The organism is Neobacillus sp. Fa239 (assembly GCF_055395235.1).
The window spans coordinates 1,307,947-1,334,194 of the sequence record NZ_AP041611.1 but is presented as its reverse complement, the minus strand read 5'-3'; the positions used below and the strand labels follow the sequence as shown (position 1 = coordinate 1,334,194).

The following is a 26,248-nucleotide window of genomic DNA, read 5'->3' as shown; positions in this document are numbered from 1 at the left end:
ATTCGTCCTAAAGTTTGAAATTCCTTTTTAATCCAGAAAAATATCAAAAAAAAAACTTCACACATTAGGTGAAGTTCCTTCTACATCTTAATAACCTTATGCTTTCCATCAAACTCAAAAGGCAATTCCATTAAATTTTTAACGAAGTAAAGTCCAAATTGGTTTAAGTATTGAAACACATTCCAAATTCGTTCCTGGGGAAAGCCGTCAGGTCTTAACGATAAGTCTACGCGGGCAAATTTCTTCAATATGATCTCATGTTTTCGTTTAACCGCCTCATCCAGCTTTGTTTGCATAAAGGCAATTTCTTTTAATAAGTATTGCTCGTTTTTCTCCAATAACGGGAGAAGCCCACGATCAAGCTCGGCTGTTTTTGCTTCAATCAGTCGATATTGGCTTCGAAGCCGTTCCTTTGCTTCTGAAAATAAAGCTTCCGCTTCCCGGTCTTTAATCGAATGCAGAAACAGTTCTTTTTCATTAGCAGTACCTCTCATTAAAATTTCGGGCAAGCTTAATTTCAATTCAATTAGATCTGTTTCTACAGAACGATCTAGCAAAGTAATGTTTAACCTTGGCACAATTGGCGGCATTTTGAGATGAAAAGATTCAAAAACCAGTTTAAGTTCTGCCCAATAGGAAATTTCACCAGGGCCTGCAATGAAAGCAATTGTTGGGAAAAGCCATTCTTGCATTAATGGTCTGGTAACCACATTATTGCTCAACTGACCTGGATTATTTGCAGCTAATTCCAAAAGTTCCTCTTTTGAGAAGACAACGGCTCCACTTTTACCCACAAATCGCTCGTTTTCACAATCATATTCCAAAAGAATTCGTTCCTGTCTTTTTTCATCGTAATAAAACATATTTGCTGCTTGCTCATTTGCCTCAATGGTTAGAGGGTAGCCATTTTGACTGATAGATTCTTGTTGTTTTAATAATGAATAAGTGATCGAATTGTGATGGATTAGTTGTTCTGTTAAATATTCTTTTTGCAGCTGGCGAAATTCCCGGTCCCCGGAATCAACAATTAATAATCCATAATCCTTAAACAGTTCCATAATGATGTTAGCAAAAAAGTCAACAAAGTTTTGAGATTTCTCTGCTTGTTCCTCGGCAAAGGCTAAAAGTTGATTCGTATAGGCGGTTTCTCCAAAGTTCTCTATCAAGTTTTCCATCCAGGTCCGACAGATTTCCTTGTTTATCGTAACATCGGTAACCATTTTCTTATGGAGCATTTTTTCGGGATACTGCCATTTATCTACCCCTTCTTCCACAGGTACAAAAACATGGTTGACCTCTTGGAAATCATGATCCTCTCCGGCAATCCAGAATACCGGTACAACCGGAACCTTTAGCTGCTTTTCTTTTTCTTCAGCTAATTTAATAATTGAAATGACTTTATGAATCGTATAGAGCGGTCCGGTTAATATTCCGGCCTGCTGCCCGCCAATCACAACGACACTATTGTTTTCTTGCAATTTTCCAAGTGATTTCTCGACAGCTTCAGAAGTTGGATAGCGCTGCATAAAGTTTTTAATATATCCTGCAAGCTCACTGCGGTGAAATCTTCTGGATTGTAATTCTGTTAATCGTTCCAAATCATCAGACAATTGATTATAACGGTAATGAAAAAATTGCTGAATTTCAGCTGTTTGTGCTAAATAATTTGAAGCAAATCGATTTGTAGCAGGTAAAGAGAGATTTAGAATCTCCATTTATGTACTCCCTTTCTAATCAACCATTTTCATTCTTTTAAGAGTATAGCATTAACCAACGCTTTTGAAAAAAAACTATGCTCACGAGTAAAAAGTAAATTGAATCGCACGGAAAACAAAGCCAAACAGGGTCAGTCCAAAATAGGCTGCAAAAAAGAAAATGAAAGTAAATCTCCAAAACCCGTTTACAACTTTCCCATAAACAATTTCACCTTTTATTTTCCAATGTAGTATAACAAACAACATTGCACTTATTAGCAAAAAGATAAAGATTAACCATAAGAGGGATTTTCCCAATATGGCTAAAATCAAAAAATGCACCGCGATAATAAAGAAGATAGTCGTAAAATCCAACGCTTTATGAATCGCTTTTTTGGTGTTTTTCGTTACCATTCTAACAAAAATATAAACAAGGATGAATGGAAGCAGTGGAAAAGTAAAAAAAATGGTTAAGACGGTAATGAGTCCGGCAATTATAAAAGATCACCTCTTGCATATTCTTTTCCTTTAATCAGGCAGAATAAACTATTAATCAATGGGGCTGCTATTTGTCTCTTTTTTGCTTCCTCCAGCAAAAAGCCCAAAATAGCATCCACTTCTGTCCTTCTTCCTGCTTCAAGATCTTTAAGCATCGAGGAGCGATTATCAGCTGTCAGCTGACAAATATTCTTGATTTTGTTTAGGTTCTCTTCCAGATTTTCTAATTTTAAAATCAGGGAAATTTCTGCAAATAAGTTTTCTACTGTTTTCAAATAAAACATATTGCTGATAAGGTCGCCGTTTTTTACATCAAGAATAGCAGTTAACGGATTGATGACGGCATTCACAATTAGCTTCTCAGTCAGCATTCGGTAATAATCTTCCTTGATGACAAATGGAAAATTAGCGGGGACATAGGAAGCAAAGTGTGATAATAGAGCAGGATTGCCCTTCAAGACTGCAACATTCGTCACTCCTTCACCATTATGACTGACAGTAATGGAATTTTCACGATAGGCACCATGTTCTACGGTTCCAACAAAAATATTCATTGCTTCCAGGTTATCTAGCAGTTTTAAATGCCCCATTCCGTTTTGCAAAAATAAAAGGTTCTTTGGATAGACAGGAAGTTGATTGAACTTGGAAATAATGGATTCCAGCTGATATTGTTTTACTGTCAAGATGGCGAAATCCTCTGTTCCTTCCCATTCTTCAATAGGTTTGGCATCAACATGCATTTTCGATATTTTTGCATCTTTTTTTAGGATAAGCCCCAATTTATTTATTTCCTCTGCCTGTGCTTTTGTACGAGTATAAAGTGTAACCTTAAAAACGCTGCTTATATATGAAGTAAATAAAAGCCCAATGGAACCTGCACCTATAATCGCAACTCTCATATTAATCCCTCTTTTTTTCATCATTCACTTTATATTTTACCAAAGATAATTGGAATTTTGGAACTATTTAAATTGCAAAAAATCCCTTTTCGTAAAGGCAACGAAAAGGGATTTTTTGTTTATACCGGATAAACGGGGTGCTTGCGATTACTGAAATTCATATCTTTTGTTTCATAGAAGCGATAGCGCTGGATCAAGACATCTCTCAATTCCGACGGCGCCACAATCTCATCGACAATGAGTTCTGAGGCCAATTTATAAATATCAATGTGCTCTTTATATTCTTTATGCTTTGCTTGGACAAAGGCAATTTTTTCTTTTGGATCGGTAATTTCGTTTATTTTATTGGAATATACCGCATTAACGGCGGCTTCAGGTCCCATTACCGCGATCTGTGCAGTTGGCAGAGCTATGCAGCAGTCCGGTTCAAACGCTGGGCCAGCCATTGCATAAAGTCCTGCACCATATGCTTTTCTTACAATAACTGAGATTTTTGGAACGGTTGCCGAACTCATCGCGGCAATTAACTTTGCTCCGTGGCGGATAATTCCGGCGCGTTCCACCTTTGTCCCAATCATAAAGCCAGGTACATCGGCTAGGAATAATAATGGAATATGGAAAGCGTCACAAAGCTGAATAAATTTGGCTGCTTTATCGGCAGAATCGACAAATAAGACACCGCCTTTAACCTTCGGCTGATTTGCGATAATTCCCACTGCTCTGCCATCAATTCTCGCAAGTCCCGTAATCAGCTCTCCGGCAAACAACTTTTTAATCTCATAAAAGCTGCCATTGTCAACAATTTGATCGATACATTCGTACATATCAAACGGTGCATTTTGATTTTCAGGGATAATGGCCTCCAATTCTCGACCTTCTTTTGGTTCCAAACCAACGGCCATTTTCGTTTTTTCTTTAAAGCTCGGAGGAAAATATCCGATATATTTTTTTGCAGATTCAATGGCTTCTTCTTCACTAAAGGCCAGAACATCCCCACACCCGCTAACAGAACAATGCATGCGGGCTCCGCCCATTTCCTCGAGAGTCACCTTTTCACCAATTACTTTTTCCGCCATCCTTGGCGATCCTAAGTACATCGAGGCATTTTGATCAACCATAATGACAATATCACAGAATGCCGGAATATAGGCCCCCCCTGCAGCAGATGGCCCAAAAAGGATACAAACCTGAGGAATCATGCCTGAAAGCTTTACTTGATTATAAAAAATTCTACCTGCACCGCGGCGGTTTGGAAACATCTCCAATTGGTCAGTTATTCTCGCACCTGCCGAATCGACAAGATAAAATAAAGGAACCTTCAGCTTTTCCGCCGTCTCTTGAATTCGAATGATTTTTTCAACCGTTCGTGCTCCCCAGGAGCCAGCCTTAATGGTTGAATCATTGGCCATTACACAAACGGTTTGACCATTAATTTTCCCAATCGCCGTTACCACGCCATCCGCAGGTAAATCTTCTGCTTTAAAATTTGCAAATTTTCCATCCTCTTCATATTTACCTTCATCAAAGAGTAAAGAAAGACGGTCGCGGACAAACATCTTATTCTGTTCCTTCAGCTTTTCATGATATTTTGGCTGCCCGCCTGCTTCTATTTTTTTTCGATTTTCTGCTAATTTTTCATTTAAAGTATTGGTTGTAGCCAATTGCTCTCCTCCTAACGTTGCTGCTATTCCACTACAAATAAAACATCATCTTCATTTACAAAGTCACCGATATTTACTTTTATTTCTCTCACGATTCCCTGTGCACTACTTTCGATCGGGATTTCCATTTTCATTGATTCAAGCATTAATACTTCCTGGCCGATTGTTACTTGTTCACCGCTCTCTACAAAAATATTTAGTACTGTACCTGCCATTGAAGCTTTAATTTCTCTCATTTTATCTCTCTCCTTATTTCACTAATATGTTTGATAAAAAGTTGGTTGTATAACGGCCATCCTGGAAATCTTCATTTCCCAGAATATTGAGAAAAAGGGGTGCGTTTGATTTTATTCCATCAAATTGCAAGTTTTTAAAAAACTGTTCAGCAATAGATAATGCCTCTTTGCGAGTTTCACCATGAAATATGCATTTTGCTATCATCGGATCGTAGAACGGCGTTACCTTTCCACCCTCATCATAGCCCGCATCAATGCGTGCCCCATTTATTGGTTCCCAATTAAACTTAGTAATGGTCCCTGGCGAAGGCAAAAACCGGACTGGGTCCTCCGCATAAAGACGAAATTCAATCGCATGTCCGCTTGAAGTAATTTCGGATTGTAACAACGGCAGGTTTTCACCCCTAGCTACCAGTATTTGCCATTTAACAAGATCAAGTCCAGTAATTTGTTCTGTAACAGGGTGTTCAACCTGCAGACGCGTATTCATTTCTAAAAAGTAAAAATTCTCCTGTTCATCAACGATGAATTCAATGGTTCCGGCATTAATATAGTTAACCGCTTTTGAAGCTTTTAACGCGGTGTTATACATCTTTTCACGCGTTTCATTTGAAAGGAAGGGTGAAGGTGATTCCTCTACTACCTTTTGATGTCTTCTTTGGATGGAGCAATCCCTTTCAAACAAATGAACAATGTTGCCAGACTTGTCACCAAAAACCTGAATTTCAACATGTCTTGCATCTGCAATATACTTTTCAATAAATACCTCATCAGAGCCGAAATAGGCCATTGCTCTTGATTTTGTCGCCGTAAAGGATTTAACGAGCGCTTGCTCATTTTCACAAAGCACCATACCAATCCCGCCGCCGCCGCCGCTTGCCTTTAGCATCACCGGAAATCCGATATTTTCAGCGAGCATGCAGGCTTCTTCCACTGTTTTTAATCCATGACCGCTTCCGGGAACAACAGGAACACCAGCCTGCTCCATCGTTTGCCTGGAAACAATCTTATCACCCATTAATTTAATTGTTTCCGGGTTTGGACCAATAAACGTGATACCTTCCTTCATAACAGCTTCGGCAAATTCAGCATTTTCAGATAAAAAGCCGTATCCGGGATGAATCCCATCTACCCCTTCGCTTTTGGCGATTTCCAGAATTTTAGATGCTTGCAAATAAGATTTATTTACAGGCGGCTCACCAACACAAACAGCCTTTGAAGCCGCTTTTACAAATGGCATCTCACGATCAGCCACAGAGTATACTGCAACGGTTTCAATCCCCATACTATGGCATGTTTTTATTATCCTAAGGGCGATTTCTCCACGATTGGCTATTAAAATTTTCTGCACTTTTTTTCCCCTTTCCTTGCCACTATAATCCTGCATATTATATGTTTCTACAACATTCACCGAATTTCCTGCAAATTTTGAAAACGCTTCCTGAAGTTATTTGAAGAATTTTTTATTTATTTGTTATATAATGATATTGATTTTACGGGATTTAAATTCAAAAATATTTTACTTTTCTTGTTTTTCAGTATTTAATGGATATATGCAAGTAAATATTACCAATCAATATTAGGGGGTTTTCATATGGGTTCTAAGGTTGAAAAACTTAAAGTGAATTTTAAAACACTTGAAGAGTTTAAAAAATTTAAGCAATATGGAATTCAAGAGCTGTCTATGCTGGAAGATTTACAAGCAAATATGGTGGAAGATGATAGTGACTCACCATTTTACGGTGTTTATTTTGGAGACACACTTGTTGCAAGAATGAGTTTATACCAAATTGACACGAAATTTGACCGCTATTTCTACCCGCCACAAAATTATTTAGAGCTTTGGAAGCTTGAAGTTTTGCCTGAATATCAAGGAAAAGGCTATGGAAAACAGCTTGTAGAATTTGCAAAAAGTTTCGGCCTGCCTATTAAAACAAATCCTAGAGTCCATTCAAGTGAATTTTGGAAAAAAATGGACTTTGATGCTGTTGAGTATGATATGGAACGCGACCGTGGTGAAAATCCACTTGTCTGGTATCCAGAAGGTGTCGAGCCGCAGCATCACGAATAAAAAGCGGACATGAATGTCCGCTTTTTATTTTTCCACCCTTTCAAGATTTCCGTTTTTTTCCATTTGGAATTTCACCTTCGACTGACGATCTTCTTCCTGGACCACCATTTTTCTTGCGCGATCCATAATTTCAATCAATTTACGATAATCCTCTTCAATTGCTTTTAAGTTTTTTGTGAGTCTTTCATTTTCTGCTGCTAAATAAAAAGTTTTCTTTTCCAATTCTTTTATTTTTTCAAATGACTTTTCTTTGTCTTTTTCAAACATGTTGGATACCTCCGCCTTGCGATGAAGACTCTCAAGGAAGTGAATCACTGATTGAAATGTAACGGATTCTTCTTTCGGAGAGACTGAATCCTCCACAGAGACTATTTCTGAATTAAATTCTTCTTCAACATGGACGTTTTGCTTTTTAAGCTCTTTACGTTGCTTCTTGGCAAGCTCAATTCCTGATTTATATTGTTTCCTTACGAATGAGTTCCAGCGAAATCCACACGCAGCAGACGTTCTTGAAAGCTGTTTTCCAACTTCTTCAAATGCTTGCAGCTGCGTTCCGCCTTCTCGGATATGTCGTAACACAACTTCTGCAAGCAGTAAATCCTCATCTTGGGACCAGGCATCTTGGCGAGTTGGTGACATTTTATCCCTCCTAGTGTTTTTATTCATACATATGCATCTACTAGAAAAGATAGACTCTCCAAGACTCCTGTTTTACTCTTTATTCGTTAATTTTTTCGTTATAAACTTTTTAACATGTTCATGATGGGCTTCGGATTCCCAAAGCAGTGCACAATTTTGCACTTCTTTTTCTATTCTTTCACGCAAATTCGTTTCCTGCCATTTTCTGATCCACACATTTTTATAGGATTGTACTACATTTATGTCCATCGCTAACAGCTTATTTAAAAACAGTTCACAGGCATCAAGCGGCTGGCTTTCATAAAGAGAATCTATAAACCCCAAATCCTTCAAATCCTCAGCTGAATGCGTATCTGCCTCCATTAAGAGTTTCATTACTTTTCCTGCAGACAGCTTTTCAGCTAAAATAGCTCCTCCGCCCCAGCCCGTGGTAATGGATTGTTTTCCTTGAACAAATCCAGCTTTAATTCCCTTTCGAGCAATTCGAAAATCGCAGGCAGCTGCGATTTCACATCCACCCCCAACTGCATGCCCATTCATTACGGCGATGGTCGGTTTTGATAAAGTGAGCAATGCATAGAGGATCTCAGCCATTTTAGAAAGCATGGTGTACGCTTCCTCCTTTGTTTCGAGCAAGTGAAAAACGGATAAGTCACCGCCGGAACAAAATGCCTGATCACCTTCTCCCGTGATAACGAGTGCTTTAATGTCAGGGGCTGCCGCTCGATCTATTGCTTCTTTAAAGCCTTTCATGATTTCAAAATTAATCGCGTTTCGTTTTTCAGGCCTTTTGATTGTAAATAACAAATATTCCTTTGCACGCCTCTCAATTGAATACTCCATTTTCATCTCCGTCTTCCTTTAAACTTGGTTGTTGATTTCCGCTCCAGGCGCTCGCTTTCCGCGGGGAGGTCCAGGAGCCTCCTCGGCGCTTAAGGCGCCTGCGGGGTCTCCCGTGACCTCTCTATCCCACAGGAGTCGAACGCCCTCCGCTCCAATCAACAGCCGTAATAAATCAACATTATCCTTTAACACAGCCTATTAATTATGTAAATGCATGTAAACGACAAAAGCACAAGGGCTTAAAAGTCCTTGTGCTTTCTATCCTAATGAAAATTAGTCGTTTACTACATCTTTTCCTTTGTATGTTCCGCAAGCCTTACATACGCGGTGAGCTAGTTTCATTTCACCACAGTTTGGGCAACTTACCATACCAGGTACGTTTAATTTAAAATGAGTACGACGCTTTCTTTTTGCAGTTTTAGAAGTTCTTCTAAAAGGTACAGCCATTCTTCCCACCTCCTTAAAGAGTATTAAGAAAGTAATGAAGGCCAGGAATGCTGGTTCTTCACTTTGCTTCTTTTTTTGCCGATTATGATTCGGAAGAATTGTTTTCGTCAAAAAACTTTGCAAGCCCTGCTAGCCTTGGATCAATCTTTTTAGATTGATCTTCTGCTTGAACGACTTCCCAATCTTTTCCGGATTGAGGAGCAGCGTCTTCATGATTGACATCATCACAGAAAACCTGCATTGGAACTTCAAGTAAAAGAATCTCCCTAATGATTGGCAATAAATCAAGAGTTTCACCTTTTACTTGATAAACCTCCTCTTCAGTTTCATATTCTGAAGCTTGTAAGAGAAAGGTTTCAGTTGTTTCGACATTAATTGGAAGTAATACATCCACTAAAGTACGAGAACAAGGAAGAATTAAATGACCTTCTATTTTCAAATGGAATGTCACTTTCATTGAATCAATATCTCCCCTGCCAGTTATATGCATAGGAGATACCTCTCGGATAGTCGGATCATCTTGTTTAATCTCATCCACCCGAATGGTTTCATCAATTAAAAAATCCTTGTTTCGATATTTCTGTAATTGGCTTAATGTCCATTTCAATTGAATCACCCCAAGGCAACAAAGGTAATTATAGCTTTCGATTAAATTTTTGTCAATGTTTTTTCTTTACACCCATTTTGGTGATTTCCTCTAAACTCGCGGGCAAAAAAGCAATCTCTACTAGTTTGTCCATAAACATGGTTTACAAACCAAATTACCAATGAAAGACTTGGGAAATTATCTCTTTTTAGAAAAGTTTTGTTATAATGTTGATATTTAAAATAAAGGAGTTTAAAAATGAAAGCAGTCGGTGTAATTGTTGAATATAACCCTTTTCATAATGGTCATGCCTTTCATGTCCAAGCAGCAAGAGAAGCAGCAAAGGCGGACATTGTTATAGCCGTTATGAGCGGGAATTTTTTGCAAAGGGGTGAGCCTGCACTTGTCTCCAAATGGTCGCGTACCAAAATGGCCTTAGGGGGCGGGGTCGATCTTGTTTTCGAGCTGCCTTACCTTTTCGCCTCCCAGCAGGCTGAGGTGTTTGCAGATGGGGCTATTTCTATTTTGGATGCGGCAGGGTGTGATTCTTTTTGCTTTGGCAGTGAAAGTGGTGATATTTCTTTATTTTATCGAACCATAGACTTTTTATCAGAAAATCAGGCAATTTTTGATGAACAGATAAAAATGTTGATGAAAACGGGAGTAAGCTATCCGAAAGCCTTATCATTGGCCTTTCAGCAATTAGCTAATTCGGAAAACTACTTAAATTTATCAAAACCAAATAATATCCTGGGGTTTCAATATATGAAATCTTTGAAAAAACAAAATAGCAGGATGGTGCCGTATACGATTGCGAGAAAAAATGCAAATTATCATGATGAGCATTTTGCTTCTGAAACCATTGCCAGCGCAACTAGTATTCGAAAATCACTCTTTTCCGAAGATGAAAGCAATCCTTCCATTGCTCAATATGTTCCAGAATATACTTTTCAGCAATTGAATGAGTATTATCAAGAAAATGGGACTTTCCATCAATGGGAGAATTATTGGAGCCTTCTTCAGTATCGAATCATTCAGTCGACTGGAGCAGAGCTTCGTGATATTTATGAAGTAGAAGAAGGTCTCGAAAATAGATTAAAGACGGCTGCTCTCCAATCTGCCAGCTTCCATGAATTCATGGAAAATATAAAAACAAAGCGCTATACTTGGACAAGGCTTCAGAGAATTTGTGTTCATATTTTAACAAATGCCAAAAAATCAGAAATGGCACCGACGCCAGAAAAAGCGGCTTATTTACGGTTATTGGGAATGACTCATAAAGGAAAAAGCTATTTAAATCAGATGAAGGCTGAGTTCTCGCTTCCTCTTATATCAAAAGTTTCTTCCTATAAGCAAAATGAGATCTTGCTTGATATTAAAGCAGCTCAAATATATTCTTTTGGTTTGCCGGAGCATTTAAAAAATGAACTGCTGCTGCAAGAATTTAAACAGCCGCCAATCATCGTACAATAAATAAAAGATGGAGCCGGAGGCTCCATCTTTTATTTATTGGCTATTTGGTGGTTGATTTCCGCTCCGGGCGCTCGCTTTCCGCGGGGAGGTCCGGGAGCCTCCTCGGCGCTTAAGGCGCCTGCGGGGTCTCCCGTGACCTCTTCATCCCGCAGGACATTGAATAAACTTCCTCGAGTTTTCATCGCACGAAGAAAATGCGTTAGCATTTTCGAGGAGGAGAGCGCCCTCCGCTCCAATCAACAGTTGCAAATATCAACATTCGCCTTTTACACGTTTTATTTATTTGGTAACTTTTTTAAATATGCTAATGCATCATCGAAGGTATCGACTGGGACTATTTTCATTTTTGTATGAATATCACGAGCGGTTTTTACGGCTGCTCGGTAGTTAGAATCTTTTGCTCCCTTTTCGTTAGGGGCAAAAAAGATTTCCGCACCTGCATTATCAGCGGCAATAATTTTTTGTTCAATGCCTCCAATCGGTCCCACTGTCCCATCGACATCCATGGTGCCCGTACCCGCAATTTGATAGCCTTTTGTCAGGTCTCCTTTTGTTAATTGATTATAAATTTCAAGTGTAAACATGAGACCGGCCGAAGGTCCGCCAATATCATCTGTCTTTACGGTTACTTTTGGTTTCACGATAATTTCTTTATCATCCACCAATGAAATACCGATTCCAACTCTCTTTGGTTCTTCCTTAAACGCTTTAAGAGCTAATTTTACAGAATTAATTTTTTTATTCCTTGAGTAGGATAATGTGATTTGATCCCCAGCATGTTTTTTTCCAATATAGTTGATAAATTGCTGCGAGGAAGAAAATTGATGTCCATCCACCTTAAAGATACGATCACCTGCTTTCAACTTACCTTCTGCAGGCATACCAGGCACGACACGGATGACGTAGATTCCTTTATAATGATAATTTACGGGTATTCCCGCTTTTTTATAAGCAACTTCAATGGCATTTAGTTTAGAGCTTGCCATAAGGTAAAGCTGGGTTGCATTGTATTCATCCTCTGTTTCTTTTTGGTCTAAAATCATATTTAAAGGGTAGAGTTCCTCGTATTTCTTTATTTTTGCTTCTGCATATGAATATATGGTCGCTCTCCCCATCCTGACAGTCGTCAGCATAAAGTTTCCTTTTTCCTTATCTCCATTTTCAACTTTAATAATTGGCTTCAGTGCTTTTGCCATTCCTGGTTTAGTTACATAATAAGGGAGTGGGTAAAATAGTCCTCCAATAAGTAAAATAGCAATGATTAACAATGATCCTAAGTAAATTTTTTTGCGCATTCAATTGTTACCCCTTCCACTGCTCTATCACATTTTTTATTTGCGAGATATGTTTTTTTGTTTCCTCTTCGCCGGCTTTTATGATTTCTTCAATATTGGTAAAAGCGCGGGAACTAAACATTTCAACAGGAGGACGTAACATAATGGAAGCTGTCAGGTCCCTGCTTTTAATTATTTCGGTCTGCATAATATCAATACTCTGCATAATCACATCATAAATGGAAGATATTTCTGCATTTCGCTTTACCATTGAGACATCCACCGCAATAATAATATCTGCGCCCATTTCTTTTGCAACAGAAACGGGGACACGATCAGCGACACCACCGTCAACAAGAATTCTTCCATCGTATTTCTCTGGTACAAAAATTCCTGGGATGGAAATGCTTGCTCGAACTGCCTCTGCAACCGGGCCTTTTTTATATACTACTTTTTCACCTGTTAATAAATCTGTTGCTACGATTCCTAAAGGGAGAGATAAATCCTCAATATTTTTCCCGTGGGTAAAGACTCTAATGAAATCCTTCACTTTTTTGCCAGTAATAAACCCCATCTTCGGAACGGTAAAATCCAAAAAGTATTTCCTTTTAAATGCAGTTGACAGTTTATATAAACGGTTTATTTCAATTCCAGCTCCATAAAAACTTCCCACCAAAGCCCCCATGCTGCTTCCAGCGATTAAATGAATAGGAACTCCTTCATCAATCAATACCTTAATTACCCCTAAATGTGCAAATCCTCTTGCGCCGCCTGAACCAAGTGCAAGCCCGATTTTAGGAAGCTCCACATCACTACCTCCTTCACCAACACCTTTTACAGCCTTCAACTTAGCAATCCCATAATTGATTGAAGTTTAAGAGAGAATTCTCGTTCAATCTTATGGTCTATTTTATTGTTCTATGAGTATATTGTTTTATATGAGGACAAGGCTTTTAGAAAACATTTTAGAGAATAATCCTTATTTTATCATTGAACTGATTGATTGCATAATTTGAGATAATCCTTAAGGGGGGAGGTTAACCACTTGTCTCGGTCGAAAATAAAAACTTTGATTTTATCGATATCAGTTACCATAATAGCCGTTTCGCTTATCAGTTTTCCAAAGGAGTCTTATGAAGCTTCGATCCGGGGTCTTAATATGTGGTGGGGAATTGTATTTCCTTCGCTTATGCCCTTTTTCATAGTGACTGAAATGTTAATCGGCTTTGGGGTTGTCAAATTTATTGGTGTGCTCTTGGAGCCTTTTATGAGGCCCATTTTTAAAGTGCCTGGTGTAGGCGGTTTTGTTTGGGCAATGGGGATGGCTTCTGGATATCCATCAGGAGCAAAATTCACAGCCCGATTACGGCAGGAAGGCCAGTTAACAAAAATTGAGGCCGAGCGACTCGTTTCTTTCACTAATTCCTCGAACCCATTATTTATTTTTGGGGCAGTATCCGTAGGTTTTTTTCATAATCCAAAATTAGGGTTAATCCTCGCTCTTTCCCATTATCTTGGTAATATCTGTGTCGGAATCATCATGAGATTTTATGGGAAGGAAGAGCGTCCGCTTACACATGAAAAGAAACAAAAATTTAAAATTAGCTCAGCTTTTTCAGCATTACATCAAACAAGATTAAATGACAATCGACCGATTGGTAAGCTTTTAGGGGATGCCGTAACCTCATCAATTCAGACTTTATTAATGATTGGCGGTTTTATTATTTTATTTTCAGTGGTAAACACCCTGCTATATCATTTACATATTACAGCCATCCTTGCCAAAGGTGTTGAAGCATTGCTATCTTCCCTTTCCTTCCCGAAATTGTTAAGTATTCCGTTTATATCCGGAATATTTGAAATCACCCTTGGCAGCAAATTGACAAGCCATGTTCCCGATGCAAGCCTTTTGCAAAAAGTAATGATTACGAGCTTTATCCTTGCATTTAGCGGTTTTAGTGTCCAAGCGCAGGTTGCCAGTATCCTGGCCCAGGCCGATATTCGCTTTCAACCATTTTTCATTGCCCGAATTATTCACGGAATATTAGCAAGTTTTTTCGCTTATATACTATGGAAGCCCATTTACATTCGGTTTAACAATATGGACGAGACGACAAATGCAATACCCGTCAGTTTTTTTGGAAAAGGTTCCTGGCTGTTGGACTTCTATCAAAGGGTTGTCGAATCAGGGCCGCTGATAACTATCAGTATGCTTGGCATCTATACATGGATCTTGTTTATAAAACTGAAAAAAAACCGGACATAGTTGTTTAACATGTCCGGTTTTTTCAGTTATTTCCGATAGAATTTTTCGTGTAATGCCTTTTCTACATAAGGTGGTACAAGTTCAGAGATATTTCCGCTGTACTTGGCCACTTCTTTCACAATACTTGAGCTTAAAAATGAATACTGGTTATTTGTCATAATAAAAAAGGTTTCAATTTCATCATTTAAAACTCGGTTCATCGAGGTAATTTGCATTTCATATTCAAAATCAGATACTGCACGTAAACCGCGAATGATGGCATTTGCATTGACACTCTTAGCATACTCGACAAGCAGACCCGAAAATTCAGCCACTTTTACATTAGGAATTTCCCGCGTTACTTCTTTTATTAGGTGGATACGCTCTTCAACAGTAAAAAGCGGCTGTTTTGAAGAATTATTCAACACTACGACATATAACATGTCAAACACTTTGGCCCCTCTTTTAATAATATCTAAATGGCCATATGTAATTGGATCAAAACTCCCTGGACAAACAGCAATACTAGCCAAACAAGATTCCCCCTTATTGCTCCGTGTTTTTCGAATAAATCGTCACGGCAATGATTCCGTACTTTTCATGTTTTATTTGCCTTAAAGCCCCAACCTGTTCCGGTAAATCAATCTGATGGCTATGCTCACAGACGATTATTCCGTTTTCGGTTAAAAGGTGCTGTTCCTCAATTTTTAGCATTAAGCTTTCTAATTGCTGCTTTTTATAAGGCGGATCTAAAAATATGTAATCAAAACATATTTCCCTTTTCAGCAATGCCTTTAATGCACGGTCGGCATCATTGCGGTAAACTTCAGTTTTTTCTGCAAAATGGCAAGCATTAATATTTTCATGGATAATTTGAATGGCTTTGGCGTCACGGTCAATAAAAATAACTTTTTCGAGTCCGCGACTAAGGGCTTCTACTCCCAAGCCGCCGCTGCCGGCAAATAAATCAAGGCCGACCCCGCCATCAAAATAAGGGCCAATCATATTAAATAAGGCTTCTTTTACTTTATCAGTTGTTGGTCTGGTCGTATTTCCCGGTACCGCTTTTAGCGGCCTGCCCTTACAAGTACCTGAAACCACTCTCAAAACTATCACCACAATTTTTTCAAAATCTTTTTTCTTTTCCTATCCTATCATAATTGCCACTAATGCGCCAAATATCATATAAAAACATTTTTCAGAGAAAAAAATTGAAAATGGTGTATAAGCTATTTTGTAATGGGGATAATGTAATTAACAACATCAATTCGAGGATGTTGTTGCCAACCGCGGAGAAGACTTACGTTTCCCCATAAGTTCTTCCTCCGGTTTCTCCTCTCCCTTTGCCTTCTTTCCTTGTAAAGGATGTAGAAGGACCCTGCAGAACTAAGTTCTGCAGGGTTTTTTCTTGTCCAAAAAAGGCGAGAGCATCGCCCCCGCCTTTTTATATACCCATTTTATAATCGTATTCCTTTGCTTTATCCGGTGCTGAATTTTCAAATTCAACATTTAAGAAAGGCTTATAGGATGGCTCCACTTTTTTTACAAACGAAAAGGATGAAAGCTTATCCATAATCCCTTCCAGATCTTCTTGATTACAATACAGGACCACATATTTCAACTTTTTTGATACGTAATGAACATTACCGAAACGCCGTAACATTTTGGCTTGTTTCAATGAGTAAAGCCATACAACTAATCCTTGTCTTTGTACAAACATAGTTTTTTCCCCTTCAACAAACCTTCATTTTATTTAGTCTAGCATATCGAATCAATATTTTTCAATTCAAACTTTTCTAGATACTAACATAATATGCAACTAAAGGCTGCAAATACAGGGTGGTATGGATGGATTTAGAAGATATTTGGTTTCATTTTATCGAGCGGCTCACAAGAAATCCGTTTATTGAAAAAGCCAGTTGGAACAAAGTGGCCGGCCTGCCGTTTTTATATATCACGGCAACCGCAGAACTTTCACAATCTATATTAGAAATAGAAATTCGCAAATGTTCGGCAATCGCAATGAAAGGGCACCGCCTCCATTGTGAGACCGTATTCGTCCGCAATGAGGGGCATCTATATGTATACCGACACCGCTTCCTCGTTCCTCAGGAGAAAATGTTCTGCTGCGGAAATTTATGCGCTGATTGTGTTCGCTTAAAGGGAAAGATTTAAAAAAAATCGGCAAACATCGCCGATTTTTTCATTATTAACCGCAGCTTCCACTTCCACAGCCGCCGCTGCAGCTATGTCCTGAATCGAAAAAGGGATTTCCCGTCGGTACTTTTATTTGATCGGAAACTGCTCCGCCAATTAAAACGCTGATTTCATCCAATAAACCCTGCAAATCATTTTCTGCTAGTTTGAATTCTGCTACAAAAGGATCTAAGTCCATTTCCCTTTTAATTGCACGGACTTGAGACATGACCCTTTTATAATCGGGATGATATTTGCCAAAGCGCTGAACTTCTTCATATAGTTCCTTCATATTGACAAACTGTTTGATTTTGAGTTGTGATTCTTTATTCTTATTTAATCTATATAAACAAAGTTGGTATTGTTCAACTATATCAGATTCTAAAATCATATTTGCTATATGATCTGCACGTTCCAATATTTCAATACGTTCTAGTGTTGCAAGCACACCCGCTCACCTCCATTCACATTTTAACATGAATGAAATTAGAAAGCGAAATTTTCCTTTTACTTAGGGATATTTACCATGAACTCCTTATTTAAACCATATGGCTGATTTGTTAATTTTACAATTTCCAGCCTTAATTTATGGTTTCCGGGTGGCATCTCCTTTACGATAAATGCAGCCGAAGTAACCTCTTGATACCTTTTCCCATCAATCCATACAATCATTTTTCCTATTTTTTGCTTAGATTGATCAGCTTCTCGGAAACTGATCCCTGTAAGGACGCAATCTACAAATAGATTATTTCCCTTAACCTGGTGATGAACAAATAATGAAGGGGCTTCATTGGACGAAAAACCCATTGTAAAAGTATTCATGAATACCGAAAGCACTAAATACAAAACAATTCTTTTCAATCAAATCACTCCTTATGAATGTATTGTTCGCCCCTTTTTGATTTTTAATCCTTTATCAAGTAACAGGCAATAAAAAAAGGCCACACTTTTTTATATGTGAACCTTTGTTAATTTTGATTTTTCATTGCCTGGAACATTTGAAACATCATCGAAGCCATCTGAACGCTGTTTGAAAACTTTTCAACCTGATGCGGGATTGTTTTTTTGTAATGATGTAACGATGCAATCTCAAGCGCTTGTAAATCATAAGGATTTCTAGTAAGCTTCCGATACCAAAATGGCTGCTGGCGGACAAATTGTTTTAAATCCTTTTTATTACCTAAATATTCTAAGACATCTTTTCTCATCATGAAACGACCCTTTCATTTAGTCTTTTCGAAATAAAAAAGGATGTTTTGGACCTTCAGGCGGTTTAACAGGGGAATTATTATTACTGCTGCCTCCCTGGAATTGAGAGATCACCCCTTGGATTGCTCCGAGCGCTTGACTTAAATTATTAATATGATTCTGAACCTGGGCCGGATCCATCTTATTAAACATTCCGAGAAAATTCGAGTACCAGTCTCCTTTTTTATCTTGTACTTCCTCTGTCACTTCTTCTTTTTTTTCGGTTCCAATTGTTTCCCACCGCTGATCTTCTTCCCCTAATAAATACCAATCTTCATATAATTCTTGCCAGGTTGCATTTCCCTTTCGTACTTCAAGAATTAATTTTGGATTGTTTTTTACAAACTCCTTAAACTTTACAACGGATGGGTGCAGTTTTTTTTGTGCCATTCATCTCACCTCTACCGATCTAAAATGCCTATAATAGGATATGTGAGAAATGGAATTTGGTGAAAATCAATTTTCCAAAGAATTATTTATAATTCCCCACATTAATGATAAGATGACACAAGAATATTATTGAAAGAGGTACGAAAATGAAGGAAGAATTGCTGAAGATGTTAGAATCGTGCATTCTAAATGGTTCGGAGACAGATCTTAGAGCCCTAGCTTATCTATTAGAAGGTATTCAAACAAAAATTTCGAAGAAAAATCATACATTTATCGATCCTTTACTCCATATGAAAAGAAAGCTTGATAAAGATTCATGCGAGATCACCATTCCGATTAATCCAATTATCAATAATTCGTTGGAAATTGTTCACGGCGGTGTCACGGCAACAATTCTGGACACTGCGATGGGAACACTGGCTAATTATCTGGTTCCGGAAGGCTTTGGGGCTGTAACGAATCAGTTGAATATCCATTACATTGCACCAGGAATTGGAGACTTCCTTCACTGCAAGGCAGAGCTCATTCATCAGGGCAATAAAACTCTTGTCATTTCCGGTGAAGCATTTAGAAGTGACGGTAAAAAAATAGCTTATGCAACTGGAACATTTTTTATCATCCAAAAATAACCGCATGAGGGGTATGCTTAGAAAATGGTAACAGCCATTGTCGTCCCAATTGTCATTTTTTATTTTTATTGGCTTACGAAGAGAGAAATGAAGGAGCAAGACAAAAAATGGCTTGCCTGTGCACAGATTGCACAGGAGTCTGTCTTAGTTGGAAAAATCAAAAGTATTACCACAGAAAAGCAGCTTTTTTTTTATCACCGTTACATTTATGTCCAAGAAATGAGGCTGCAAACTGAAACGAAACTCGTTACGATAAAAAAAAGCACCCCAATAACCAATAACGTTAGAATTGAACCTTTTGAAATCGAGGAAACGATTCGAGTTTATGGACGCTGGGAAGGATCTCATTTTCTTTTTAGCTATTTTGAAAGAATTTCACTATCCTAAACCCGAAAAAAATAGAAACAGTGGTCATTACCACCGTTTCTATTGTTCAGGTTTTTCAATAAAATCCTGTGTATAATACTTTTCGTAAACTCCTACGCCCAAATAAGAAAAGCTTTGATTTAATATCGCTTCCCGATGTCCGCTGCTATTTAACCAACCTTCAACTACCGCAGGTGCATCAGAGTAATTGGCTGCAATGTTTTCACCCGAGGATTTATAACTAATTTCTGCATCCTGTAACCGTTCAGACAAGGTTCCATATTTCTTTGAAGTATGCGAAAAATCATTATTTTCCGCCATATCCTTACTATGGTTATAAGCCACCATCGCCGTACGGTCGTCCCAAATTAAAGGCTTCACATTATTTCTGAGCCTCAACACATTCGTTATATCAAAAACCTCCTTCGATGTACCGTCTTCAATGCTTTTTAACATATCCAGAGAAAGAGGCGGTGGTTCTTCCAGTTGTCCGGAATAAGTGAGTTCATATGGTTTCAGTTTAATAAGAGTATTTGCGTCTAAAAAACGAATACTGGATAAATTACCTGAAAATTTATCAATATAGAGCTGTACATATAGGTTACCCAGTTGGACAATCGGCCGTATATTTAAATCCGTATCATTTAGTTCAAATCTGTACGTATTACCTTTCAATTTAATATCTATATTCGCATCAATATATTGGGTATTGTAGATTTCCTCAACAGGCTGACCAATTTCAAATGGTGCGACATCCAGATTATCTCCAACAGCATAAATGGTAACGACATGATTATTTTCAACCCCAACCTGAAGATACCGTGAATAATCCTGGTTATATATATACCATACATAACCATACCCAGTTTGATCAATTCGGTCTGGCTTTCCTAATTGTTTTTCGACAGCTGCTGATTTCTTACCCATTAGGAGCGCCAAACCTTCAGATGGTTTATTTTTCGTCATTTTACTTTGTTTGATATCGGGATCGTTCGAAAGAGCGGGATTCAATTTCGATGATTGCTGATCTTTAATTAATACATCATGAACATTATTTTCATTTATATTAAGATAAAATCCGATTGCAAAAAAAACAATGGAGATTATTAATATTTTTATAAGCATTCTCAGAGACTTTCACCTTCTCATTTGTTTTGAATGATATGTAATAATAAAAATATTATATCATCAATAGCTTTTAAAGTAATAAAAACTGATTTTGTAAAAACAAAACAGGTACCATAGGCACCTGTTTTAATGCTATATTTCGTATAAACTAATGCTGTGCCCCATTAAAATTTGGTTCAGATATGTTTGTAAGTGCCTGCTTGGCTTGATCATCGGTTAACTCTCGTATAGCAAAATCTCCAAGTGAGACAATACCTACTAACCGGTCTCCTTCTACAACCGGGAGTCGTCGAATTTGATTTTCAGCCATTAGCTTGGCTGCTTCCCTGCTCGTCATATCCTTATTAACAGTAATGAGATTCTTGCTCATGATTTCCTCAACTTTAGCAGAGCCCGGGTGCTTTTCCGCTACACCTCTTATCACTATGTCACGGTCCGTAATCATACCGACGAGTTTATCCTGATCCACAATAGGAATGGCTCCTACATTTAATTCTTTCATTTTTACTGCGACTTCAAAAACATTATCCAATAAGGAACAGCATTCAACATCGGTAGTCATAATCTCACTAACTTTTTCCATTTTTAAATACCCCCAAGTCATTATTTTCAATCTAACATTATTGTAGGATTTCCCAAAGAGTTCGTTTTATTCGTTCATCTATTCATTGCAAGTTGTCACATTTTCAACTATTATTAAATTGAATTAAATCTCTGTTATACCTAATAATGAAGCATAGAGCAAGGCAAGAGTTTTTTAGGAGGGATAGATAGTGAAATTCGAAAACACGGAAATCGAAAAAATGAAAGCTGATTTAAACCGTTTAGATGAGGTTATGCATGATCACGGTTTAGTTCGTGAAGGTCAATGGGATTATGAACGTGTTACATACGATCGCAAATTTGAATTAAAAGAAGGAATTTTCTACCTTCGCGTTTTTGGCTATGCAGTTGAAGGCGATGTCGGTGCACATAAGGCATCCATTCAATTAATGACCCCGCTTTTAGGAAAATATTATTACCCTCATGGTGTCGAATATGGTGAAGGAGAAAGCTTCCCTTCAGGACTTGTGTCGCAATGCAAAAAATTATTAGAAGAAATTAAATCAGAAGTTGCAAAATTTGCAGATTAAAGAAGAAGACGCATGAAGTTCATGCGTCTTTGTTTATACCTTTATTCCCTACCAGCCCAATATAGCTTTAATCATGGAAGTGGTCTCCCCACCTTTGTAAAAAACATAAAGCAATAAATAAACCATCACACCAGTAATCGCAGTAAAAAACCAAACAATACTAGTTATTGGGCCCAACTTACGATGAATGGAGAGCTTATTCTTAAATCCTGTTATCAAAGATACAAGCCCTAAAATGGCACCTGTAGTGGCTAATGTAATATGGAAGATTAAAAACAAGGTATAATAAATCTTTATATTGTCTGGACCACCAAAAGATGTATTACCGATAAATATGGTTCTTGTTGCATAAATAATAAAGAAAATCAGCGCAAAAATAGATGCAAGCAGCATCGTTTTTTTATGGGCTTCGATTTTTTTCATTTTTATTTGCCGCCAGCCAATGGCAATCGTAATGGCACTTAGCACAATAAAGGAAGTGCTGATCGTAGGTAAAATTTGTATAGAACTCATCAAAATGTCCTCTCTTTTTTCATTGTTATTAAATTATCTTAAATTAACAATGATTATATTTCAATAATAAGCAAAAAAAGAGTCTGTCCCAAAACAAAAGGGTCAGACCCCACAACGTCAATATATAGCTAACTTATCTTAAAAGCTACTATATATTAAGTGTTGAGCGAGGGGGTCAGACCCTTTTGGGACAGCCTCTCATTCTATAATAGTCGGTTCCATAGAAGGCTTCATTTCTTGCTCGGATTCTGCTTGATCCTTTCGATACCATTCAAAAAATACATAACCTAATACGCATCCATAGATGATTTCCTGAATAATCTTCATAATGACACCGCCAAGCTGCTGATCTTCCAATAGAGACATCGAGCTAAAAACTTGCGGACCGCTAAGATTCAAGCTCGCAAACTTAGATGACCCGATACATACACTCATCATCTTTCCCCATAAATGCGGATCCGAGTAAGTAGCATAAAGTGGTGTGTTCGAAAAAATTATTAAGGCACATGCAGGTGTTAACAACATCCCATTTGCAAAGACATACGCCACCTTTTTTAATCCGTTAAGTGTTTCCTGCCCGTCCACTTGATTAATTAATGGCCACCACATAAACAAGGCAACCAAAAACAAAAGGATGGAATAACCTGCATGAAAACCTGCATTTTGCATTACACGATCGAATATCATTGGTACATGATAAAACGAAAACAAGCCATTAAATAAAAGAATGGCAATTATTGGCTTTGTGAAAAATTTAAAAACAGAGCCAATTCCTGTTGTATTTAATACACTTTTCCAAATCCATGCTGGAATTCCAAGTATAAATATAGGCGGAATAATGAGAACTAATACAGCCATTTGAATCATATGAACGTAAAACAACAGGTGCCCGAGCAAATCAACGGGAGACCCTTTGATTATATACAGGAGCAAAATAGATAATACGAACCAAAATCCTTGTTTTATTGTTAATGGTTCACTTCCGGAAAACCAATGGCTGAATTTAATGGCAATGGTAAAATAAGCAGCTGCAATCACCGTTAAAAAAAGAAAAAAATAAGGGCTCCATAGTGCTTCAAAGCCAAATATGTTTAAGGTAAGCACCGCAAATCACCTCGCATAATTATTGAAAAGAATCTTCTATTAATTATAATCCCTGTAAATGACATAAGCAAAATCATCAGGTTTCAAAAAGAAAATCGGCCGGAAGCCGATTTTCTTTTTGTCTCATTACCACCAAACAATAGTCAAAAAGGTCAAAACCGTTAATAATCCAACGAGCAATCCTGAATATAAAAACAGTGATGGTGCCTCATGACCTTTATGTTTCATATGCATAAAATAGTAAAGCTGGAAAATTACCTGAACCACTGCCAACAGCAGTATTACAGGTTTTGTAAAGGAAGCCGTAAAACCCTTTAAACCAACTGCTGCAAATGCAATTAAGGTTAAAAAAATCATCATCGCAAATGAGACGATTTGATATCTCATTTCTTCCGCACTTTTCTTCCGGCGATATTCAATGTCAACTCTTGGATTACCAGAATTTAATGGTTGATTTGTCATTCAATTACCCCACCATTCCCATTAAATATACTACTGTAAAGATGAATACCCAAACAACATCAATAAAGTGCCAATATAAACTGAATACATAGAATTTTGGAGCGTTGTAAAGATTTAATCCCCGCTTGCCATTGCGAATCATCAATGTAATGATCCACAATAAACCAAAAGCTACGTGGCCTCCGTGGAATCCGACTAATGTATAGAAGGCTGAACCGAAGGCACTGCTGGTAAAGGTGTGATGGAATTCCGTCACATATTTATGGAACTCATAAATTTCTGAACTTAAGAACCCAATGCCCAATAATGCAGTAACAACAAACCAAATCATCATTTTCTTGAAGGCAAAGTTTTTCATATGGTAAATCGCATAAACACTTGTTAATGAGCTTATTAATAAAAACATTGTTGCAACAAATGTCAGCGGAAGTTCAAATAAATCCTTTGCCAAAGCATGGTGCCCGCTTGGAACTTTATCTTTTAAAGCAAGATATGTGGCGAAGAGACAGGAGAAAAGCACAGTCTCTCCTCCTAAGAATAACCAAAAACCAACAAATTTATTTTTTGCCTCAAGGGTGGCTTTTTCAGGCTCTGCAGGCCAGGTTTCATACGTAAATTTTTCTTCTGCGTGCATTATGCCTTAACCCCCTTATCGTTTTCATCATTTAAATCTTCTTTATGGATATGGAAGCCATGATCATCGATAACGGAACGCAGTAACATTGATCCTAATGTTACAAGTAAGCCCAAAATCAATACAGGCAATGCCCATGGCTTATGATTTACATGATACATGGCACCGAACGCTGCTATAAATAGTCCAAGTGCAATCGTAAACGGTAAGAATGAGGAATTCGGCATATGAATATCACCTAATGGTTCTGCAGGCGTCATCCCTTTTTTACCTTCCATTTTTTCTAGCCAATAAGCATCTAAACCACGAACAAGTGGTAATTGTTTAAAGTTATAAAATGGCGGTGGTGATGGGATGGACCATTCAAGTGTTCTTCCGTCTCCCCATGGATCATTACCAACCCTGACATTCTTAACAGATGTATAAATAATGTTTATTAACAGAATAATCACACCTGCTGCCATGAAGAAAGCACCAATAGAGCTTATTAGGTTTGCTGTTTCAAAACCCTGACCCGGCAGGTAAGTGAATACGCGTCTTGGCATCCCCCATAGACCTAGGAAATGCTGGATAAAGAATGTTAAATGGAATCCAATAAAGAAAAGCCAGAAGGTGATTTTCCCCATTACTTCATTTAACATAGTACCAAACATTTTTGGCCAGTATAGGTGAGTTCCGGCCAAAACAGCAAATACAACCCCGCCCACAATGACGTAGTGGAAGTGGGCAACAACGAAATACGTATCATGATATTGATAATCCGCTGCAGCTGATGCAAGCATTACTCCAGTTACTCCACCGGCAACAAATGAAGGAATAAAGGCAAAGGCATAATGCATTGGCGTGGTAAATTTAACACTACCGCCCCACATCGTAAATAACCAGTTGAAAATTTTAATACCTGTTGGAACACCAATAGCCATTGTTGCAACAGCGAAAATAGCATTCGCAACAGGACCTAATCCATCTGTAAACATATGGTGTGCCCATACCATGAAGCCCAGGAAACCAATTAAAACGGTTGCAAAAACCATCGAAGAGTAGCCGAAAAGCCTCTTTCTTGAAAACATTGGGAAGATTTCCGAGAAAATACCGAAGGCTGGAAGAATTAAAATATACACCTCTGGATGACCGAATATCCAGAATAGATGTTCCCAGATAAGTGTATTACCACCAAAGGCAACTTCAAAGAATTTTGCCCCAAACAAACGATCAAACATCATTAAAACAAGGCCCACTGTAAATGCAGGGAAAGCAAATAAAATCATGGCAGAAGTGACAAATGTTGTCCAAGTAAACAATGGCATCCGCATATAGGTCATTCCTGGTGCACGCATCGTTATGATTGTAACCAGAAAGTTGATACCACCGATTAAGGTTCCAAAACCAGCGATTTGCAGACCTAGAATATAGAAATCAACACCATGTCCTTTTGATGCGACTGTCAGCGATGCATACGAAGTCCACCCTGCATCTGGTGCCCCTCCTAAGAACCATGAAAGGTTTAGGAACACCCCGCCAAAGAAGAATAACCAAAATCCGACTGCATTGACAAACGGATAGGCTACGTCACGTGCGCCAATTTGCAAGGGCATGACTGCATTCATAAAAGCAAAAATGAGCGGCATTGCTGCCAAGAAAATCATCGTTGTACCGTGCATTGTTAAAATTTCATTATAAACACCGGCACTTACAAAATCATTATTTGGTACTGCAAGCTGGATCCGGATAAAGACGGCTTCCACTCCGCCGACTAAGAAGAAAAATCCACCTGCAATAAAATATAGGATAGCGATTTTTTTATGGTCAACAGTTGTTAGGTAATCCCATAAAGTCGCACCGAATCCCTTTTTTTGAGCATAGGTACTCACAATTTTAC

The 26,248-nt window shown here is 38.1% G+C and carries 33 protein-coding genes; 7 read left to right on the top strand and 26 right to left on the bottom strand.

The features are described 5' to 3' along the window. Nucleotides 1–80: 80 nt before the first annotated feature. The 6 genes from bshC to ACZ5XR_RS06380 all read right to left on the bottom strand — a co-directional run bounded on the left by bshC (nucleotide 81) and on the right by ACZ5XR_RS06380 (nucleotide 6,339). Nucleotides 81–1,715 carry a bacillithiol biosynthesis cysteine-adding enzyme BshC gene (gene bshC / locus ACZ5XR_RS06405; protein ID WP_464500841.1) on the bottom strand — a complete coding sequence of 545 codons (1,635 nt, stop codon included), beginning with the start codon at nucleotides 1,713–1,715 and terminating at the stop codon, nucleotides 81–83. Nucleotides 1,716–1,796: 81 nt separating this feature from the next. Then, complete coding sequence (locus tag ACZ5XR_RS06400) at nucleotides 1,797–2,162, bottom strand: DUF3397 domain-containing protein (protein ID WP_464502237.1); 366 nt, start codon at nucleotides 2,160–2,162, stop codon at nucleotides 1,797–1,799. A 26-nt stretch (nucleotides 2,163–2,188) separates the two neighbouring features. After that, the gene (locus ACZ5XR_RS06395; RefSeq protein ID WP_464500840.1) at nucleotides 2,189–3,091 is read right to left on the bottom strand and encodes a 2-dehydropantoate 2-reductase; all 903 of its coding nucleotides are present in this window, start codon (nucleotides 3,089–3,091) and stop codon (nucleotides 2,189–2,191) included. Nucleotides 3,092–3,210: 119 nt separating this feature from the next. Then, complete coding sequence (locus ACZ5XR_RS06390) at nucleotides 3,211–4,752, bottom strand: acyl-CoA carboxylase subunit beta (protein ID WP_464500839.1); 1,542 nt, start codon at nucleotides 4,750–4,752, stop codon at nucleotides 3,211–3,213. A gap of 23 nt (nucleotides 4,753–4,775) precedes the next feature. After that, nucleotides 4,776–4,988: a biotin/lipoyl-containing protein gene (locus ACZ5XR_RS06385; protein WP_464500838.1), complete on the bottom strand. Its 213-nt coding sequence runs from the start codon at nucleotides 4,986–4,988 to the stop codon at nucleotides 4,776–4,778. Nucleotides 4,989–5,001: 13 nt separating this feature from the next. Continuing rightward, nucleotides 5,002–6,339 carry an acetyl-CoA carboxylase biotin carboxylase subunit gene (locus tag ACZ5XR_RS06380; protein ID WP_464500837.1) on the bottom strand — a complete coding sequence of 446 codons (1,338 nt, stop codon included), beginning with the start codon at nucleotides 6,337–6,339 and terminating at the stop codon, nucleotides 5,002–5,004. A gap of 243 nt (nucleotides 6,340–6,582) precedes the next feature. Here ACZ5XR_RS06380 and ACZ5XR_RS06375 point away from each other — a divergent pair, with 243 nt between their 5' ends. Then, nucleotides 6,583–7,059 carry an N-acetyltransferase gene (locus tag ACZ5XR_RS06375; protein WP_464500836.1) on the top strand — a complete coding sequence of 159 codons (477 nt, stop codon included), beginning with the start codon at nucleotides 6,583–6,585 and terminating at the stop codon, nucleotides 7,057–7,059. Between the two features lie 24 nt (nucleotides 7,060–7,083). On the opposite strand, the gene ACZ5XR_RS06370 is transcribed toward ACZ5XR_RS06375, so the two are convergent. From ACZ5XR_RS06370 to ACZ5XR_RS06355, 4 genes are all read right to left on the bottom strand, one after another. Then, a complete protein-coding gene (locus ACZ5XR_RS06370) occupies nucleotides 7,084–7,698 on the bottom strand; it encodes an RsfA family transcriptional regulator (protein WP_464500835.1) in 615 nt (204 codons plus the stop codon). 72 nt (nucleotides 7,699–7,770) lie between these two features. Next, the gene (locus ACZ5XR_RS06365) at nucleotides 7,771–8,547 is read right to left on the bottom strand and encodes an enoyl-CoA hydratase/isomerase family protein (RefSeq protein ID WP_464500834.1); all 777 of its coding nucleotides are present in this window, start codon (nucleotides 8,545–8,547) and stop codon (nucleotides 7,771–7,773) included. 267 nt (nucleotides 8,548–8,814) lie between these two features. After that, nucleotides 8,815–8,988: a 50S ribosomal protein L32 gene (rpmF, locus tag ACZ5XR_RS06360; RefSeq protein WP_024029176.1), complete on the bottom strand. Its 174-nt coding sequence runs from the start codon at nucleotides 8,986–8,988 to the stop codon at nucleotides 8,815–8,817. An 82-nt stretch (nucleotides 8,989–9,070) separates the two neighbouring features. Next, nucleotides 9,071–9,595 (bottom strand): YceD family protein, encoded by a 525-nt coding sequence (locus tag ACZ5XR_RS06355; RefSeq protein ID WP_464500833.1) that lies wholly within the window; start codon nucleotides 9,593–9,595, stop codon nucleotides 9,071–9,073. Between the two features lie 237 nt (nucleotides 9,596–9,832). Here ACZ5XR_RS06355 and ACZ5XR_RS06350 point away from each other — a divergent pair, with 237 nt between their 5' ends. Continuing rightward, on the top strand, nucleotides 9,833–11,047 hold the full coding sequence (locus tag ACZ5XR_RS06350; protein WP_464500832.1) for a nucleotidyltransferase: 1,215 nt from the start codon (nucleotides 9,833–9,835) through the stop codon (nucleotides 11,045–11,047). Between the two features lie 275 nt (nucleotides 11,048–11,322). On the opposite strand, the gene ACZ5XR_RS06345 is transcribed toward ACZ5XR_RS06350, so the two are convergent. Both ACZ5XR_RS06345 and ACZ5XR_RS06340 read right to left on the bottom strand, forming a co-directional pair. Continuing rightward, the gene (locus ACZ5XR_RS06345; RefSeq protein ID WP_464500831.1) at nucleotides 11,323–12,342 is read right to left on the bottom strand and encodes a SepM family pheromone-processing serine protease; all 1,020 of its coding nucleotides are present in this window, start codon (nucleotides 12,340–12,342) and stop codon (nucleotides 11,323–11,325) included. Between the two features lie 7 nt (nucleotides 12,343–12,349). Continuing rightward, on the bottom strand, nucleotides 12,350–13,129 hold the full coding sequence (locus ACZ5XR_RS06340; RefSeq protein WP_464500830.1) for a patatin-like phospholipase family protein: 780 nt from the start codon (nucleotides 13,127–13,129) through the stop codon (nucleotides 12,350–12,352). Between the two features lie 237 nt (nucleotides 13,130–13,366). Here ACZ5XR_RS06340 and ylbJ point away from each other — a divergent pair, with 237 nt between their 5' ends. Next, nucleotides 13,367–14,587, top strand: a complete 1,221-nt coding sequence (ylbJ, locus tag ACZ5XR_RS06335; RefSeq protein ID WP_464500829.1) for a sporulation integral membrane protein YlbJ — start codon at nucleotides 13,367–13,369, stop codon at nucleotides 14,585–14,587. Between the two features lie 26 nt (nucleotides 14,588–14,613). Here ylbJ and coaD read toward each other — a convergent pair whose 3' ends face one another. The 3 genes from coaD to ACZ5XR_RS06320 form a co-directional block, all read right to left on the bottom strand. Continuing rightward, nucleotides 14,614–15,099: a pantetheine-phosphate adenylyltransferase gene (gene coaD, locus ACZ5XR_RS06330; protein WP_464500828.1), complete on the bottom strand. Its 486-nt coding sequence runs from the start codon at nucleotides 15,097–15,099 to the stop codon at nucleotides 14,614–14,616. Between the two features lie 13 nt (nucleotides 15,100–15,112). Next, complete coding sequence (rsmD, locus tag ACZ5XR_RS06325) at nucleotides 15,113–15,673, bottom strand: 16S rRNA (guanine(966)-N(2))-methyltransferase RsmD (protein WP_464500827.1); 561 nt, start codon at nucleotides 15,671–15,673, stop codon at nucleotides 15,113–15,115. Nucleotides 15,674–16,010: 337 nt separating this feature from the next. Then, a complete protein-coding gene (locus ACZ5XR_RS06320) occupies nucleotides 16,011–16,286 on the bottom strand; it encodes a YlbG family protein (RefSeq protein ID WP_464500826.1) in 276 nt (91 codons plus the stop codon). 128 nt (nucleotides 16,287–16,414) lie between these two features. Here ACZ5XR_RS06320 and ACZ5XR_RS06315 point away from each other — a divergent pair, with 128 nt between their 5' ends. Next, nucleotides 16,415–16,741, top strand: a complete 327-nt coding sequence (locus tag ACZ5XR_RS06315) for a hypothetical protein (RefSeq protein WP_464500825.1) — start codon at nucleotides 16,415–16,417, stop codon at nucleotides 16,739–16,741. Nucleotides 16,742–16,775: 34 nt separating this feature from the next. On the opposite strand, the gene ACZ5XR_RS06310 is transcribed toward ACZ5XR_RS06315, so the two are convergent. The 4 genes from ACZ5XR_RS06310 to ylbD form a co-directional block, all read right to left on the bottom strand. After that, nucleotides 16,776–17,210, bottom strand: coding sequence for a YlbF/YmcA family competence regulator (locus tag ACZ5XR_RS06310; protein WP_464500824.1), 435 nt, complete (start codon nucleotides 17,208–17,210; stop codon nucleotides 16,776–16,778). A 59-nt stretch (nucleotides 17,211–17,269) separates the two neighbouring features. Next, nucleotides 17,270–17,623: a hypothetical protein gene (locus ACZ5XR_RS06305; protein WP_464500823.1), complete on the bottom strand. Its 354-nt coding sequence runs from the start codon at nucleotides 17,621–17,623 to the stop codon at nucleotides 17,270–17,272. Between the two features lie 107 nt (nucleotides 17,624–17,730). Next, nucleotides 17,731–17,970 (bottom strand): YlbE-like family protein, encoded by a 240-nt coding sequence (locus ACZ5XR_RS06300; protein WP_464502236.1) that lies wholly within the window; start codon nucleotides 17,968–17,970, stop codon nucleotides 17,731–17,733. Nucleotides 17,971–17,989: 19 nt separating this feature from the next. Then, complete coding sequence (gene ylbD / locus ACZ5XR_RS06295; protein ID WP_464500822.1) at nucleotides 17,990–18,400, bottom strand: spore coat protein YlbD; 411 nt, start codon at nucleotides 18,398–18,400, stop codon at nucleotides 17,990–17,992. Nucleotides 18,401–18,546: 146 nt separating this feature from the next. On the opposite strand from ylbD, the gene ACZ5XR_RS06290 reads away from it, so the two are divergent. Further along, a complete protein-coding gene (locus ACZ5XR_RS06290; protein WP_464500821.1) occupies nucleotides 18,547–19,029 on the top strand; it encodes a PaaI family thioesterase in 483 nt (160 codons plus the stop codon). Nucleotides 19,030–19,053: 24 nt separating this feature from the next. Beyond that, nucleotides 19,054–19,416 carry a hypothetical protein gene (locus ACZ5XR_RS06285; RefSeq protein WP_464500820.1) on the top strand — a complete coding sequence of 121 codons (363 nt, stop codon included), beginning with the start codon at nucleotides 19,054–19,056 and terminating at the stop codon, nucleotides 19,414–19,416. Between the two features lie 39 nt (nucleotides 19,417–19,455). Here ACZ5XR_RS06285 and ACZ5XR_RS06280 read toward each other — a convergent pair whose 3' ends face one another. After that, nucleotides 19,456–20,520 carry a CAP domain-containing protein gene (locus tag ACZ5XR_RS06280; RefSeq protein ID WP_464500819.1) on the bottom strand — a complete coding sequence of 355 codons (1,065 nt, stop codon included), beginning with the start codon at nucleotides 20,518–20,520 and terminating at the stop codon, nucleotides 19,456–19,458. 151 nt (nucleotides 20,521–20,671) lie between these two features. Beyond that, a complete protein-coding gene (locus ACZ5XR_RS06275) occupies nucleotides 20,672–21,106 on the bottom strand; it encodes a CBS domain-containing protein (protein WP_464500818.1) in 435 nt (144 codons plus the stop codon). A gap of 190 nt (nucleotides 21,107–21,296) precedes the next feature. Between ACZ5XR_RS06275 and ACZ5XR_RS06270 the strand changes: the two genes are divergently transcribed. After that, nucleotides 21,297–21,656, top strand: coding sequence for a YugN family protein (locus tag ACZ5XR_RS06270; protein WP_464500817.1), 360 nt, complete (start codon nucleotides 21,297–21,299; stop codon nucleotides 21,654–21,656). 48 nt (nucleotides 21,657–21,704) lie between these two features. Here ACZ5XR_RS06270 and ACZ5XR_RS06265 read toward each other — a convergent pair whose 3' ends face one another. The 5 genes from ACZ5XR_RS06265 to ctaD all read right to left on the bottom strand — a co-directional run bounded on the left by ACZ5XR_RS06265 (nucleotide 21,705) and on the right by ctaD (nucleotide 26,240). Then, complete coding sequence (locus ACZ5XR_RS06265) at nucleotides 21,705–22,169, bottom strand: DUF420 domain-containing protein (protein ID WP_464500816.1); 465 nt, start codon at nucleotides 22,167–22,169, stop codon at nucleotides 21,705–21,707. Nucleotides 22,170–22,367: 198 nt separating this feature from the next. After that, complete coding sequence (gene ctaG / locus ACZ5XR_RS06260) at nucleotides 22,368–23,273, bottom strand: cytochrome c oxidase assembly factor CtaG (protein WP_464500815.1); 906 nt, start codon at nucleotides 23,271–23,273, stop codon at nucleotides 22,368–22,370. Nucleotides 23,274–23,399: 126 nt separating this feature from the next. Continuing rightward, entirely contained in the window at nucleotides 23,400–23,735 is a 336-nt protein-coding gene (ctaF, locus tag ACZ5XR_RS06255) for a cytochrome c oxidase subunit IVB (protein ID WP_464500814.1), read from the bottom strand. Nucleotides 23,736–23,739: 4 nt separating this feature from the next. After that, entirely contained in the window at nucleotides 23,740–24,369 is a 630-nt protein-coding gene (locus tag ACZ5XR_RS06250) for a cytochrome c oxidase subunit 3 (protein WP_464500813.1), read from the bottom strand. Continuing rightward, complete coding sequence (gene ctaD, locus ACZ5XR_RS06245; protein ID WP_464500812.1) at nucleotides 24,369–26,240, bottom strand: cytochrome c oxidase subunit I; 1,872 nt, start codon at nucleotides 26,238–26,240, stop codon at nucleotides 24,369–24,371. Before ctaD ends, ACZ5XR_RS06250 begins: the two co-directional genes overlap by 1 nt. Nucleotides 26,241–26,248: the final 8 nt, after the last annotated feature.